This window comes from Pseudoalteromonas sp. bablab_jr011 (assembly GCF_016464045.1).
GTDB classification, from domain to species: Bacteria; Pseudomonadota; Gammaproteobacteria; order Enterobacterales; family Alteromonadaceae; genus Pseudoalteromonas; species Pseudoalteromonas lipolytica.
Window position 1 is genome coordinate 1 of record NZ_JACDWU010000285.1, and the last position, 15,965, is coordinate 15,965.

At 39.1% G+C, this 15,965-nt stretch carries 12 protein-coding genes; 1 reads left to right on the plus strand and 11 read right to left on the minus strand.

From position 1 onward, the window contains the following. Positions 1 to 107: 107 nt before the first annotated feature. The 8 genes from JIG41_RS16900 to JIG41_RS16935 all read right to left on the minus strand — a co-directional run bounded on the left by JIG41_RS16900 (position 108) and on the right by JIG41_RS16935 (position 9,245). Positions 108 to 578: a hypothetical protein gene (locus JIG41_RS16900; protein WP_199525132.1), complete on the minus strand. Its 471-nt coding sequence runs from the start codon at positions 576 to 578 to the stop codon at positions 108 to 110. A gap of 77 nt (positions 579 to 655) precedes the next feature. Continuing rightward, positions 656 to 1,420, minus strand: coding sequence for a hypothetical protein (locus JIG41_RS16905; RefSeq protein WP_199525133.1), 765 nt, complete (start codon positions 1,418 to 1,420; stop codon positions 656 to 658). Beyond that, on the minus strand, positions 1,417 to 2,250 hold the full coding sequence (locus JIG41_RS16910) for a hypothetical protein (RefSeq protein ID WP_199525134.1): 834 nt from the start codon (positions 2,248 to 2,250) through the stop codon (positions 1,417 to 1,419). The genes JIG41_RS16905 and JIG41_RS16910 overlap by 4 nt, the downstream gene beginning before the upstream one ends. Before the next feature lie 100 nt (positions 2,251 to 2,350). Next, positions 2,351 to 3,769 carry a TnsD family Tn7-like transposition protein gene (locus JIG41_RS16915; protein WP_199525135.1) on the minus strand — a complete coding sequence of 473 codons (1,419 nt, stop codon included), beginning with the start codon at positions 3,767 to 3,769 and terminating at the stop codon, positions 2,351 to 2,353. Between the two features lie 25 nt (positions 3,770 to 3,794). Further along, on the minus strand, positions 3,795 to 4,787 hold the full coding sequence (locus JIG41_RS16920) for a TniQ family protein (RefSeq protein WP_199525136.1): 993 nt from the start codon (positions 4,785 to 4,787) through the stop codon (positions 3,795 to 3,797). Beyond that, positions 4,784 to 6,058 carry an ATP-binding protein gene (locus JIG41_RS16925; protein ID WP_199525137.1) on the minus strand — a complete coding sequence of 425 codons (1,275 nt, stop codon included), beginning with the start codon at positions 6,056 to 6,058 and terminating at the stop codon, positions 4,784 to 4,786. Before JIG41_RS16925 ends, JIG41_RS16920 begins: the two co-directional genes overlap by 4 nt. 167 nt (positions 6,059 to 6,225) lie before the next feature. Beyond that, a complete protein-coding gene (locus tag JIG41_RS16930) occupies positions 6,226 to 8,436 on the minus strand; it encodes a hypothetical protein (RefSeq protein ID WP_199525138.1) in 2,211 nt (736 codons plus the stop codon). A gap of 5 nt (positions 8,437 to 8,441) precedes the next feature. After that, positions 8,442 to 9,245, minus strand: coding sequence for a TnsA endonuclease N-terminal domain-containing protein (locus JIG41_RS16935; protein WP_199525139.1), 804 nt, complete (start codon positions 9,243 to 9,245; stop codon positions 8,442 to 8,444). Positions 9,246 to 9,654: 409 nt separating this feature from the next. Between JIG41_RS16935 and JIG41_RS16940 the strand changes: the two genes are divergently transcribed. After that, positions 9,655 to 9,870, plus strand: coding sequence for a DUF3892 domain-containing protein (locus JIG41_RS16940; protein ID WP_199525140.1), 216 nt, complete (start codon positions 9,655 to 9,657; stop codon positions 9,868 to 9,870). A 261-nt stretch (positions 9,871 to 10,131) separates the two neighbouring features. On the opposite strand, the gene JIG41_RS16945 is transcribed toward JIG41_RS16940, so the two are convergent. From JIG41_RS16945 to JIG41_RS16955, 3 genes are all read right to left on the minus strand, one after another. Beyond that, positions 10,132 to 13,407 carry a DEAD/DEAH box helicase gene (locus tag JIG41_RS16945; protein WP_199525141.1) on the minus strand — a complete coding sequence of 1,092 codons (3,276 nt, stop codon included), beginning with the start codon at positions 13,405 to 13,407 and terminating at the stop codon, positions 10,132 to 10,134. Between the two features lie 171 nt (positions 13,408 to 13,578). After that, entirely contained in the window at positions 13,579 to 14,466 is an 888-nt protein-coding gene (locus JIG41_RS16950; RefSeq protein ID WP_199525142.1) for a hypothetical protein, read from the minus strand. After that, a complete protein-coding gene (locus JIG41_RS16955; protein ID WP_199525143.1) occupies positions 14,466 to 15,932 on the minus strand; it encodes an AAA family ATPase in 1,467 nt (488 codons plus the stop codon). The genes JIG41_RS16950 and JIG41_RS16955 overlap by 1 nt, the downstream gene beginning before the upstream one ends. Between the last annotated feature and the right edge of the window lie 33 nt (positions 15,933 to 15,965).

Here is a 15,965-nt window from a genome sequence, read left to right on the forward strand (position 1 = left end):
CGTTCAATGCGAGGATCGGTAATTGAATTAAAGTGTTTCAGAAAAGTAGCGCTCATATTTTACGTGACCAAGGTGATTATTATGCCTTGATCTGATCACTACATATTCTATAAGTTCAATTTATAATGATCTTGCCGTGTGTGGCTGTATTTTAGTTTATTAACTGTTTGCTTTATCAATTCGCGACCGCGAATAGAGTTCATATAACGACGGGGAGGCTCGCCATTAAACAGTAAAACCGGAGTATCTAGCCAGCCATTGAAGTTCTCAACATTATCGAAGTACTTAACACAAAACTGACCTAGCTTTGCAATGTCTAGGACGTTGTCAGTCAGTTGCTTATTGAGCCTTTTTGACTTATGTCGTATCAACATGCCTGATGTTGTGTTTAGGCTCTGAGCGATAACTTCTACGCTCCAGTTCAACGAGTCAGCAAGTGAGCACACACCGGCTTTTGTTACACCTGTATTCGTAAAATCGATTTCGGCAAGAGGGTTTGAAAACGTTGTTAGCTCACCTTGAGTGACGACAGATAAGAAGTCGCATTTACTTGTGTTGCTAGATTGAAACTCAGCCATATTCCGCTCACTCATTTGATGTCTACTATTAACTTTAGTGAGCCGCACTCATAACTTCAAGTATCATCACCAGCCATTCATTCAAGTCGTATAACTGACTGCTCAAAATCTAACATTGATAAGTGCTTACGAATAAACGCCATATCCTTTTGTCTTATAAAAATTTCAGTATCTAAACCAGCTGAATACCCTTTCATTCGCACACTTTGCTGCGTTAATTGAATTTCTCCGTAATAAAACCGTGAATTGACTTGGCGACTCACGTTGTAAAGTGTTGAACTACGACCACTAAGTGCAGCCCCATAATGTATGACCGCCAACAGGTCTTCACGTGTAATTTTATCGAGATGAAGCTCTAAGCCGGGCGTTGTGTATCTTTTTAACCTAACCATCATTTCATGAAAGAGATGCATACCAAGACCTGCATTTTCATCATGCACTGAATCGATAGGCTTTACATACCATGAGGCCCTATTGCGGTATGCTTTTATCTGAATACACAGTTGAGGCTGGGGAGTTGAAAAGCTCAATACTTTAAACGCACTCTTCTTCAATTCATCCTTAAAGTGATACCCAAACTTTAAATCAGACTGATAGCTAAGCTTTAATTCAAAAGCTGTGTTGCTTCCTTTAGGTATGATGTAAATCTCACCCCACCATGAAATCAAAATATTACAACCAGCAGCTTTAAACTCTTTGAATAACTGCTTTAGAACACTTAAGCACTCAGCCCATTCTTCATTTTTAACATCGACACCTGCTCTCCCTCGTGCATGATAACTTAGAATAACGCGACGTTTTCTGGCTTTTTTAAGCTGTGATAGTAGCGTCTGAATATTCATGGTGCTGTCACTAGACTCAGGTAAAATGAAGCATCACGTTTGCCGACCTTCCCTGTTTTTGTAATACCAGCCCCTCTAAAACAGATACGCCCACCATGGTAGTAGCATCCCTCAAACCGCAGAGTCGTCACTGTGCCTTTACCACTCTCAGCATATGAAATGAAATCACCAAAACCGACATTAAACGCTTTATATATAATGCGCTGTAGCAACTGCTCAATTTCAAGTTCATGCGCTTGAACTTGAGCATCAAGTTGGTTCGACTCTTCAATAACTTTAGTCAGCGCACTATCAGCATCAAGCGACAACTTATTAATACACGCTTCGTCGAGGTTTTTTAACGGCTCTTTGACCTCTTCTAGCTTCCAGTATAACTCTGACAGTTCTTCGTATCGCTCCGTTTTACTTTCAAGCTCTTTTATCAGTGATAGAACAAACGGCAAGTATTGAGTATTACGAGAAAGCGATACAACTTCTGTGTCATCTAATATCACTTCCTCGATATCTACATACGGAGTAATAAAGTGCGCCTCGACTTGTGGCGACATAGTCCCTGCAAAAGCAATTTTCCTTGCCGTTATATGAAGGAATGAATCAACACCGTAGTGAAACCGCTCATGTAAATCATAAAACCAGTTCACTATCGTTGTTTTTACTACAACTTCTTGTAAATTATGCTCAAGTAGCAGTTGCCGATTTTTTAACACGCACTCTTTAAAAGCCTGTGTATACTCAACTAACGCATAACTCGGCAGAGTTAAACGATGAACAGGCTCACTCTCGTGCTCTTTAAACTGATTAACATCAAAGCAAATCACTTGATGACTCATCCATATGCCTCCGTTAGTGCTAGTTTTAGCGTCTTTTTAAGCTTTAACGCATTCAATAAAAAGACCAACCCATCTTGATAAAATACAACAAAACCACCTCTCAACCACTCTTAAAATAAAACTTTTTGAATGAGTTCAACCATGGCTTATCGTGCTTAAATAACCACACGTATTCTTTGTCAGCGCTGCGGCGTAACAATGTTATTGTAGGCGTTTTAAGTGTATACAGCGTTGCAATGAGTGCGCGCCTCGCTTGTTGACGATGACGATAAAAACGAATGCGACGCCGAAGCTCTTTAATGATTGGTTGGCCGCTCAAGACTTGCTCGACATCGCCTTTTTTTAAGTTAAATTTATTCGCAATATCAGCAACGTGTCGGCCGATTATGAGCTGAATGGTGATAGCGCGGTGAACTTCGTCGTTAATTTTGCGCTCTTGCGTTTTTAGTGGGATGGCGTGTTTTCTGGCGATATTTCTTACTGTTGCAGCACTAACGTTAGCCACCTGAATAATTTGTCGAAGCGGGAGCCCCTGCCTTAAAAGCGTTAGCACAGTGTCTTGTCGCAATGCATCTATTTCAGATTGCGGTGTAATTGGCTCAGAATGAACCACTTTCAATAGCTCTTTTTGAGTATAAGCATCAATGAAATCATCAACATGTTCAAACAAAAATGTGCATACCAATAAATGCTTTAATGGGTGATGGATTGCTTCATCATTGTAGAAAATGCTTGCGGGGAAAGCATACTCTGCGTCGTTTTGTAATAGCTTAAAAACGGCATCATGGCTCATGTACTCATCAAAATACACTCTCATCTGCTCACGCCACAGACTGTGACGCACAAAACGCGTAGTAGCCAAACCTTGATTGATTAACCTAACTGCATAAGCTTGCCTGAGCCGCGCTGGATCAAAATAATGTGCTTGACTGAAAGCGTAATTAAACGATGTGAGTTTATGCTCAAGCGTTGATATGACAAATGAGGGCTCATAGTCTATCAACGGGAAAAGAAGCCGCTTTCGTTGCTTGGGTATAGAGACAAGCCGGCAGTGGTGCTTATAACAACTGTTGGTTAACGGTAATTGATGTGCTCTAAGCCAATATGCTTCACCAAATTGCTTTTCTTGCTCCTGAGCACACACAGGGCAAAACTGATGAACATCGTGACATGAGATGCGATTAGCTAACAGCCCCAGGGTTTTAAATGCTTCAATACTGTTATCTTTTAGCAACAGTGCTCTAGCTTGCGCTCTGACACTTTCTGTTGAGAACAATGCGTAGTATTGAAATAACGAATGTTTATCAAGAAGCTCGTCGCGTGAGCAGCCACTGACCAAGGCTAAGCGATTAATAAAAGAAGGCAAAATTGAATCTAACTGAATATTTTTATTTTCAAACACATTCAGCATGGATTGAGATATCGATGATGACACATCACTCAGCACTAAGCGTGATGCGATGCTATAGATAGTTTCACCATCGTAAATACGTGGGTATATTTGCTTCATTCGCATCATCAACCTCTGCTTATATACCCGTTAGTTAAGCGGCATTGTCATTTATCAAATCTTCAATCTCAATCGGTGAAACAACAGGCGGTACTCGTTCAATCGCTTTCGTGCTTGCAAGTGAATATTGCATTGATAAATCAAGCTCATCTTGCTTTAAAAATAGATCGATTAACATCAAATAAATCATCGGATGAAAGTTTTTGGCAGGGTCTAGAAACCCCATTAGGCCAATGACTGAATTGAGCGGATACAACCCAGATGCAAGTGCTCCCCATTCAAAATAAGCCATGAAATGCGAGCGATTAAAGCGTTTAGCAAGTCGATTTTGAACATATTGCACTCGCTGCACGTGATACGGATTCTTTCTGTCATAAGAGAAAATACATATTTTTTGATGTATCAAATTCAACGCTCTTATCTTGCGTTCCTCTTGGGGTATTTCTTTCAGCGCATCAACCCAACTTGATAAAACCGCCTCTGTTTTCATATCGCTCGCAGAAGCGGCCACAGACTCAGTTCCTAAGGGCGGCAGAGAAAAATGATAAGGGTCACTTTTTTCAAGCAGCACATTGTGCTTTCGACAAACACGCTTATAAAAGCACTGATGGACGACATGAAAATATGTTGTACCGAACTTTTCATCGTCTTCGCGCGCGCACATTGGGCAGTAACGCCAAGACACATCTTGTGATACATTCAGTGCGTTATGAAACTTGAAGCCAGATAGCTTGTTCAGCATGCTTTCGACAGAGCTATCTTTAAAAACTGATTCATCTAAAAGCAGGCTGTAATCAGTGATATTTGTATACTTTTCAATGAAACGTGCGAGTGAGTATTTTGACGAAAATGACTCTGCGAGCATTAAAAATGCTGGCTGCCACAGGCGTCTTGGCGAGTCTAATTTTGAGTTATATTCTGACTTTATCATTGTTTCAAATTTTGTAAATCGCGTCATTTGAAAGTAGCGATACATTATGCTCGCAGCGTGCTCGCCGGGTAATGGGACTGGCGGCTGATAAATCATGACTCATCTCGCTTTTCATAACTTGCAACTATTGAATCAGCATCAATGACTTCGTCGCCTTCATCTATACGCTCAACTGCACTTGCCGGCTTCAGGTGATGTGCACTAGTACGTTTTCGCTTAGGTTTTAAAGTGTGCGTTTCTGCTTCATCATAATAATTCGATAAATCATCTTCTCCCTTCAAAGGTGATTGCTGATTTAACTTATTCAGAACATTATAATTTCTACGCAACTTCGAAAGCGGCGCATGCCACGTTTCAAGTCGCGCTTTATATACTTTTTTTAGTAACCCAAGACAGTCCTCAACTTCTTTTTCTTGAGTGATAAGGTAATAGTTTCGAATAAATGCAATAGCAAGTGCTGATATTGCGTCACTTACCCCAGCACAGAGAACGAGTAACTGAATTTTAAATTCATCAGTATGTACATGAGTATTTTTAAATAAGTCATTGTCGAAGTATGCTGTAAAAAAAGATTTAAAATGTGACGAGTTCAGATGCCAAAGCGGAAACTTAATATGTGATGCAGAGCTCAGTCGTCGAACTGTTTGTAGTTTTGTTGCTTTAGTTTCAGCTTCACTGGCGGTACTTTGAAATGTTGTTAATGCATCTTTAGTTGTTGAGATAATAATCGGCACACCTATCTTATTAAAAAGAGCTTCGAGCTCAGGTAAGCTCGGTGCATCTTTGAATTTTGATGATGGATTTAAGATAAATTGTGCTTCATCAATATGTATTATTCCGATGTCATACTGCTGGGCAGCACTTTGCATTGCATGAAATAGCTGATCAACTGAGTCACGCTTGCTCACAAAGTTTGCTGTCAGCGGGTGACCTACGACACGCTCAAGCTCATGAAAGAAATTAAACACTAAAGCTTTGCGACTTTTAGATGCTTGCATGTCAAAAGACAACCAGACGACCTGCTGCTTTTTAAACAAATTACCCCGGTACACTTCATGTTCAATAACTTGAGGGAAAAGACTCAAAACACGTCTTATTGTCACAGTTTTACCTGTACCGGCTTCGCCACTCACAAGTATAGATGGAACAGTGGCAACATACTCCGCTGGCCTTGAAACATCAAAGGCTTCATTATTTTTTAAGCGATAACTTGTAGCGTTGCATTGCTTTCTATAGTTTGCTGTCAGAGGTGAACGCTTTTCATAACACTGTCTAAGCTGGAGATATACACTTTCGTAAACTTGATATGCATGCTTTGTTTCAATGTATATCGATTTCATGTCAACTATAAAATCGTTTACATCCATTTTAGAAAAGCTTTCAAGTTCACTCGGCAAAGGTTTAAGAACGCGTATGAGTTCAAAAAAATCGTCCTGTGACAGGGCGTGAGGTAACGCTTCAACAAAAGGGTTTCCTTGATACTTTTCAAGTGCTTGATGCTTATAGATGGCCTTAGTTTTAACAATAGAATTCATTAATAAATATCCTCATCAAACTCATTAAAATTATCATGCTGACTTTCATTTTTGGCTTTCTCGACATCTTTAAGCTGCATAAGGGCTTTTTGCTTTTCTGCTTTTTGTCTTTGTTCATCTTCAATCATGATTGCTTTGCGTTCAGCGATGCCTGCTTGTATTGTCTTCTGCGTGTTAGGCGGCGCATCTTTGAAGTCGTTTTTAAGACGATATTCTTGAACTTGCTCGATTTCATGCTCAAAGTTGACGAGTGCATTTTCTTTTTTGTACTCAAGTACTTTTCGATGACTTTTAATTTCATCGAGTCTGAACTGAGCTTGCTGCGCCGTCATTCCTCTGTAAGATTCATATTCATCTTTTAGCGCAAGCGGCTGAAGCTCACCGCTGTCATCTTTAAAATAAATTACATCGACTGAGCCACCCAAGCTGATAACATCAACTTTAAAATGCCCCTCAACCGCTTTTGCAAACCAGCCCTGCGCTTCAGCCCAACAACTGTGATAGCCAAGTCCATTGAGCTTCACTTCAGTCCTCGCCACTGTTGCCACTTGCTTTGGCATAAGTGAGTACATGAGCTCAGGCAGCCGCTTTTGTGACATTTTTGGGCGGCCCAAAAACTCGTCATTCATTAGATGTGACCACATAGCCGATGGTGTAGGCGTAACGTCATCCGTTGCCATTTCAGGGGATAATAGACGCTCGCGAGCATGCATCGAGTTATGTATAGATATTGCGCGAATGATAAATCGATGAATATCATCAATCTGAAAAACCGCTTTTTGAGATGAGTGCTGAATGCTCGCATCGCGGCCCTTTTCTACTGAGCCAGTCACATTTGAAATAAAGCTTTGAATAATGCGTAAAATGTTCTCAACAGTGCCTTTCGCAGCACCTCTAGCAGGCGGACAATAATCGACACAAGAAATACCCAAGTCATCAGTTAAAACATTTAAAAATTGGTTCGGCGTATTTTCACCGCCATTGTCAACTCGCAGCCCTTCGGGAAAATGCTGGCATGGCCAATCGCCATCATCTAATTCAACATTATATTGCTCAGCATATACTTGCTTGTTTTGCACGCAGTTAATGAGCGCTTCGGCCACACTCATCCATTGTGGCGCGCCGAAGTTTAATGAATAACCCATTATTAGCTGCGTTTTAACGCACACGACGATGCATATATAAACTTTACCAGCCGCCTGCCGTTTTTTTGCATTGAGAGGGTAAGCGACATAAATTGTTAATTCTGTAGAATCTGATTCACACAACTGCCCTGCACGCTCAATGCCCTCTGCTGCGTTGCCTGTTTTATCTTTTCTGTTGTTTTGATACGCTGACTTACCGGTTTTTAATACTTGCTGCTGTTTTGAGTCGAATGCTTTTTTAAACAAACGATTAAATTGTTGAGCATTGATTCTTTTTGAAACATCAATCTCAAGCTCAAAGTGTGTTTCATTTCCTTTTTTAACGATTCGTTTAGTAGAGCAATATTCTTTCAAAAACAGTATATGCAAATGCTTTAGACAAAACTTACCGTCTTTCTTGTCAACGCAATTTCTCAATGCAAGACGCTGAACCCTTGTAACATCATCAGGCTCCGTCATTCTTGTTGCCAACTCTGTTGAATTTTTTGGTTTTGGGCCAGTTTTTTTCATACCTTCACGCAGGCCTTTGCTACCAATTTTTGCATAATCAATTGGTAAAAGTGCATTTTTACGAAAACCAAAAGAGATATAATAGTTGAGCGGTCGACGGATAGCTTTTTCATTCACATTCAAGTCGATTGCATGTTGTGTAATAGCGTGGCCTAACTGGCCTAACAGATATTTCAACACCGCTTCATCTGACTGAAACGGCGCCATCAAAGACCATCTAAAGTCACGCTTTTTTAACCATTTAGGGTGCTCATTTTTTAACTGCTCATCGCTCAAACGTGAGAGCTCTTCATACGAATGAAATAAAGCACAACCATCTTTATCCAACAGGTGCTTAAAGTACTTGTGAGCCGGGTTTCTTGTCAGCGCGAGCGGCTTTTGCGGCTCTTTCTTGCGCTTCATCAACGATAGGTTTGTTATGATAAAATACTCAGCATACTCATCCGTCTCTTGTATAACTTTTGATACTAAAAACTCATCATCAGAAGCAAACTTTGATTTATATTTTTCCACGCCCGCTTGGGTTAATTGCAGTATGTCATTTGCAGCAAACATCAGTCTTAAACCTCATACTCAAAGACAGGGCATAGATTAAGTGGCTTGTGCAGTTTAATTTTCTGCGTCAAGTCGATGGGTAAAATGTGTTTAAACATTGAGTTTGCAAACAATGTCATGCAGTGTGATGGCTTAACTTTGAGTGACGAAGAAACAGCTTTCAATGACTCTCTTAATGAGCTGCAAGGATGTTCAATAACATCATCAAGTAAAGCACTTACAAACTTTCTTAATTCACTATCGCTAAGTTCTGCATCGTAGTAATTAATATAATTCAGCAAGTTATGTGCTTTTATTTTTGAAACATCATCTCTCAAGACTTGCTCTGTTCGCACGCCAAATCGTTCCCAATAGGCTTTTTCGATATCAAATTTTTGCATTGTGCGTGTTTTACTACGCGCATCGATACTGTGCTTAAATGAGTAAGCAACGCGATATTGAGCGCCAGATTTATCACGGTAAGTGACGAGTAAATCAGTCGTTAAAACAGTTAGTTCACCGGTTAAATGTTTACGCGGATGAATCACCCCCTGCGCATCAGCAATCTCTTGGGTGCGCACGTAATCAAGCGGGTATTGCTCTTTTATTTCAACGACATTTGGCTCAAACAACTTTGTGATATAAAGATGCTTTTCACCTTTGCCAAGCAATGTGATAACTCGCTTTTGGACAGGACAAAAGAAAATAGATCGCGTTCCTATCGACATGAATGTGCTTCTCACATATGGAATGTGAACACCGTGCTTTTTAGCTTCGTTAAACGCTTTGATTCGTTTTACTGTTGATTCTGATACATATAAATCTTTCACTGTATTTACTCCAAATATCTCTTCTATTTTTAGTAATAACAGCAAATCAAAGTTAAGCAAGTAAATATCAAAATTTATTTTTTTAACTAACTGTTTTTAAATATCTTTTTTTGGTTTAAATAGATAAAAACAAAACTAAACACTAACCATCTATTTATTACACAAAAAGATAAATTAGAAATAAAAGGAAAGATAATTCAATAGCTTATTTTTTTAAAAATATAAAACTTCCCCAAAAACCGATGCCTTTTATTGTATGAAAAACACTCTACAAATCATTAGAACAGGTTGAAAAATAAGCTGTATATCCATACATAATAAAAAGTGAGCACTGGAGGTGAAATAAAGCGTTGTACCTTTATTCTTGAGTTCACTACGACTTTTAATTTTTAATTTAGGAATAACTATTATGGCAAAAGGTAGTAGCATCAACGGTAATGGTGATGGTCAAAATGGTGGTAATAATAGCTACACAATTACAGGCCGAGGAGAAGTATCACGCGCTCAACTTGTAAGAGAAGTTAAGCAAGGCCTACATCCTGATACACACGTTTATAAACGTGATGGTGTCGAGTATGCACGCAACAACCCAAATCACGATAGGCCTGACAATATCAATGATTAAACAACTATAGCTGAAAAGGGATTCGGCTATCTTCAATACTCGCGCTACTCAAATCTAAAGAGAGTTTTAAACCACATGATAAATATATATCATCGTTTACCTAAAAGTATTCTAAAATGATGAACCAACATAACCTCTACCTTGCTAGTTCGAGTCTGGGTTTATTGATAAAGGTTATAGGCACACTAGAAATACAATTTACTCATAAAAAATATGACTCTCGAAACTATTTAAACGGGTTATTTATAATTTAAATCAATGTCATCCAGAGCACCAAACTTGCAGTTCTGCCATAGTTGTCTTTTTAATAAATAGTTCCGTAGTGCCCAGTAACTTCAACATTTCTTCAGTTACTGATGATTTAAGTACGCCGGGCTGCACAATAGTCACCTGAAACTCAACGGGTGTTGTTCTTGATCTATTTTTCAGGTTTTCTAATGCTGCAATGTTACCTTTTAAAAACCTACTGTTTCCTTTCCCTCTCCAAGCAGATTCCCGCTTTTTAATATGCTTATAAACGTAAGGTAACCCAACATGCTTCCAACGGACTGAGCGCTGAGCCTGTCCACATACTTCATATAAATCACTCAAACGCCTTCCGGGGGTTGCTCCGTGCGAATATTTACAGTGATACAAACTTAAAATGATTTTGTCTGGTAGAGATCTAAGGGCAACTAAATCAGCAGCCTCACCACTATCATCGTCATTGATGATGATATCGAATTCATCCTCAATTGTTTTCCAAGTTTGATACTGCACACTGTCTGCTTTTTGACTTGCCCCCATCGATTCATTTGTAATATCTACTGTCCACTTAACGGGAGTTAGATGTTCTCTATCAAACTCACCAATGTTATTTTTTACCTCTACCCAATAGCAATTATATGAAAACGATCCATCTGCGTAATAAATAAATATTGGGTCTTTCAACATTTCTTCCATCAGAGGCATTTCTTCTGAATTGCCAATTTGGATCTTTATTTCATCGCCTTCAATTAACTTATATTCGTAGCCTTTCGGTAAATCTCCATCAATTATCAATTCGTAAACAGAGCAATATAGTTCAGATTGGAAAACTAGTTTTGGATTATTGTTTGATTCGTCCCAATCTACCTTTAAATCAATCTCATACAAATATTGGAATACAGTACCAAAATAGATCCTAACTCCATCCTCAAACCTCTGCTGAAGTTGTTCACCCCACTGAATAGAAATAGGTTTAGAGTTATGAGGCTTTTCTATCTTAGTCGGACGCAAGAAGTCTCGTGTAATGTTCGCTTCATCGGTACTTCCATTAGCTACTTTATCCCAAGCATCTTTTACCCAATCTAACCAATCAGCAATCGTTCCTGCTTGCGGAGACCATACTTTTCCTTTTCTCTCCGAGCACCCCCACAAAACTTTGTCTCCATTCTCATATCCCAAAGCCGCTATGTTACTTAAAGTAGAAGCAGACTTTTCAACTGCACTCAGCCCCTCTGTTACGTTTGGACCGAAAAACTGTGTGAAGCTAATAGCTCCATTCTGTGCAGAGCCAAGATTGGTAACCAAAGGGTATTCAATATTATTGAGAACATTAAATATCTGCTTTCCAGACATAACGAATGATGATTCGCCACAAAGCTTTTCAACTAATTTTTCAACCTTAAAGCTTTTGTAGTCATTAGAATAAACGAACAGCGCATCTCTACCACTATCCCAATGAGCGATTAATATTTTGTAGTTAATGTCATTGATGTCTTTGAAATGCCCCCACTTTACTGCCGTACTTTTGACAGCGAGGAGCACCAATATATTTTCTTCTACTGAGATTGAATGCCAATGTTCATTACAAGCAAAATCTATCTCTTTAAATTTCTCTGGCTGCCAGTTGTCGCAATCGGTTTTAAATAGCATAGCTGAATGAGATGGTCGTAAATTCCAAAGTGATAACTGATCATGTAAATCACCTTCACCTTTTAACGAGTCAACTACTTCCTGTAAGCGGACTTCCCTCTCTATTTGATTTTCCGATAATCGCCTAAGTACTACATCCCAATCAGCACCTAAAGCATAAAGTTTTTGAAGTGCGCCCTCTACACCGGGATCAGCGATGTTAACGACGACCTTTGCAACGTCTAATTTTTCCTTGCTCGACACTCGCGTAAAGCGACCTATAAACTGTAATGTGATAGCAAGACTTTTATGGTGATCATGAATTGCAGCTACTTTTAAATTAGGAAGGTCATAACCTTCCCCAAGCATATCAACACATACTACAAGCTTTGAGGTTTTAGCCTTTAACAAGTCTAAACGTTTGTTTTGTTCTGTTTTTGTCAAGTCAGAGTGAACAAGTATGGGGGTCAATTTGGGAGCAAGGCGTTTATAAAGTTTATATACTTCCTCCGCTCGTGATTTAGTGCGAACCCTAGCCATCATCAAATGATCAAAACCGTCACCAATATCCTTCTTAAGCAAAGCTAAAGCTTTATCAGCAATAGATTCATCCATCTGCTCCTGAAAGTACTCTTCTACAGGTTCTAATTGGACACTTGTGAAATAGCCAGCTCTCTGCGCTTCACCCATTGTGTAGTTATAAATAATCTTGGCACCAAGACTCTCTGTATCATTTCGAAATGGCGTTGCAGTAAATTGCAAAACACGTTTCCCAGCAAACTTTTCTTTAATTTCATTCCATTTTTTAGCTGAGATGTGATGAGCCTCATCGACAAACAAATAATCACAGCCCTCACATAAAACATCTAAAACACCAGCTTTAGAGAACTTGGAATTAAGAATTTGAGGTGTGGCGATAATGACATTCGAATTTTCTACAATCTGTTTAGCGTCATCGCTAGACTTGATACCATGTTTAATCTTTGTCACTGCTGGATAAAGGGTATCCTTCTCGATGACTCCCAGCTCTTTTAGGCATCCTAGCGTTTTGAATTTTTCACCTATTTGATCTCTAAGTGAATTTGACGGAACCAATACCAGTACCTTTCTACACCGATGATAAATAGCAGTAGATAGCATAGTTTCGGTTTTACCCGTACCTGTTGGTAAAACTACGGTGCTAGGTCCAATGTTACTCTTGGAAAACTCAGCAGAAATGGCATGCAACGCTCCCACTTGGGGCGTTCTGAGGCCATGTACACCTAACTCCAGATCTTCTTCCTTAAAACTGAATTTATTAATCCATGATTTAGCGATATCAATTGGAGATACTCCTTGGATAAAGCAAGCTGGTGACCTTAACCAGATCACTTCCGTCTCAGAAGAAATAGCGTTAAAAGCGGCTGAATTTTTAACTTTCAAAACAGGTAAATCAGGATATGCGTCAATATCACATTTACTACTTTTAACTACCAGAAAACGCTCAAGGTAAGCACCAGCATTAGAAGTTGCGAGCAATACCCCTGCATTATTTGTATTAGCTAGGTGAATCTCAGTATTTATTTCTGGATAAAGCAACCTTTCAACTTTATTCCCATCGACTTTAACATCACAATTCCAAACAGTAGGAATTTTCAAACTAACTTTTTGTATTTCAGGCATTTACTTCACTTCCTTATAATTTGAATTTACCTATAAATGCACAATAGATGCCAAAATCAAATAACTTAATTTTCAGCAACTTAGCTTAACCAAATGCACACACACGACAATATAAAACACTTAAAAGTAATATTTATTACCTTTTCACACCTAGTAGCAGTACATCGCTTATTAATTTGATGACCAAACGTCTCTGACTAACGTAAATTGCTCATACTGTTGTGCTGTATTGAATGCTCTTGCCTTTTCAGTCAATAATCCGATTGGCATAGGCGTAACATCGGTTAATTCAACTCTTTGTGCTAAGTCACTAGGCTCTTCAAAACCACGGTCATAAACGAGTCCACCTTTAGAAGTAAATAGTCCTCTAGAGTGCAAGAACCCTGAGCCATTATCATCGACACAGTACCAGAATAAACGAATGTTCGCGGGAAGATCTTCCTTTAATGCCAATAAAGAACCTAGCCTAAGTTGCCAATCTGGTTTTCGGTCTTCTTCAGAGAAAATATGAAATTCAACATCAGCTTTTCTACATAGATTCATGCATTCTTTTAAAGTGTTTAGAAAACCTACTTTTGTTGGGCAAAAGTAAGGGTCATATAACGTTACTTTTTCTGCTCCGTTAAGCAAAGCTTGCGCAGCACTTGCGATTGATTGAGCATTTCGCTGGTATTGTGTAGCAAAAACGAAATCACCTTCCTCTAAATCTTCAATGGAAGATATTAAATGAGGAGGTGCATTCAATGACTCTTCGATCACCCTATGAAATGGAGATTGAACATGGCTATTTTGAGCTGCATGCGCCCAGTCATCACCAACATAATCCCGTTGAAAAGCTACTAATTTATTATTTTTAATCTGCCGAAGTTTTTCTGTAGTACGGTCAATTCTATTTGCAGCAACATTTCGGCGCAGGTGTTCAGAAACTTCTCGAAACCATCCATTAGGAAACCTAGATAAAAGGGCACCTTTTTCAAAGCCCATTCTGGCCTCAATTATCGATAAATGATGTAAAGAAGTAACTTCGTGTGGAGCAACAGCAAACTCTAAATGAAGCATTAGAAAAGTTCCTCCCTTCTTTCCTCAAAGAAGCCATTAGGCCACGGCGCGTCAAAGTCTCCCTCATCGGTTGTTTTAATCGGTATTAGCTTTGTTTTGCCGTTCTCTTGTTCACAAAAAATTATTTGAACATCTGCTTTTAAACACTGAAAACTTCGCTCATCAAGTTCACCTTCAGCAGTAAGCCGTCTTCTCTTAAGCAAACGCAGCAGAATATGCTCACTATGCGTTTCAATAAAGAATATTCGCTCTGGGTTTTGATTAATAGCAGATAGCATCATATCAGCCAACGCCAACTGCCACTTGGGATGGATATGTAATTCCGGTTGCTCGCATGCAATAAGTAAGTCCTTATCTAGACTAGTCGCTACAACAAACGGAAATACCTGAGATAAGCCAACTCCAACACTCGAAGGTAATAACGAAACACCCGAAGAAACCTCCTGTACTACGACTCTTTTGTCTAAGTTTGTTGAGTCACCAAATGATTCAGTTGTAAATTTATAGCCTGAATTAAAATAAGAAGGTGCATTAAACTTTTCATTAACGATATCTTGGAAACTGTTACCGCTATATGCAAAGAGATCCCATCCTGCTTTGCCATCATACCATCTGTTTGTATTGGTTTTTGCCGAGAGGGCAAGTGAACGAGATGGCACAACACGCAGTGGCCCGATATGAAACATATTTTCGAGCTTCTTAACCAACAGTTTCATTGGTGCTAAAGTAGCTTGGGATAATGCTCCTTCTGCAAATAACTTGGCAATTAAAGGGTGTTCTTCATATATGCTTGACCAATCTACAGAAGCTCCTGATAAATCAAGTCGGTTATATATATCTGGCAAAGAGTTCTGACCACTGAGTGAAACATCTTGCCATTCACCTGATTCAAAAACACTCTCAAGTTGAAAGGCATCATCAACTTGCCAGTGCGGCAGGGGTTGATAATGGGTTATTTGGCTATCAGGCTTCCCTTCTTGAGACTGAATTTTAAAATAACAAGTCCCATTACTTTTGCATTCATAGCGACTGATAAATACTCTTTTTTTTAAGTTGTCCCATTTCAAGTCAATTTCAAAGCTAACTTCAGGCGCATCAGAGTCAGGATAAAAACCTAGATTTGTTTCCAGCAGCCACCTTTCAGAGTCTGATAAATAGTCATCCCACACATCACTATCACTTTGGCTAAAATCTAACGATACGCCAAGAGTAACTACTTGATTAAGGTCTTTTCCATGAACAAGGTTTTTAAATCCACCAAAATACAATTGTTCACCTGCAATACTACTAACCAAGGGGTCGTAATTGCCCTTTGCAATAACTTCATAAAGATATAAAAACGCGTGTAACACAGTACTCTTTCCTGTGCTATTTGCTCCAAAGAATAAGGTAATAGGAGCTACTGGTAATACAGCCTTTTCCTTTATTCCTTTAAAATTCTGAATACTCAGCGATTTAATTTTCATTGTGTTCCTTTTAGTATCCTGTGGCTCATACTT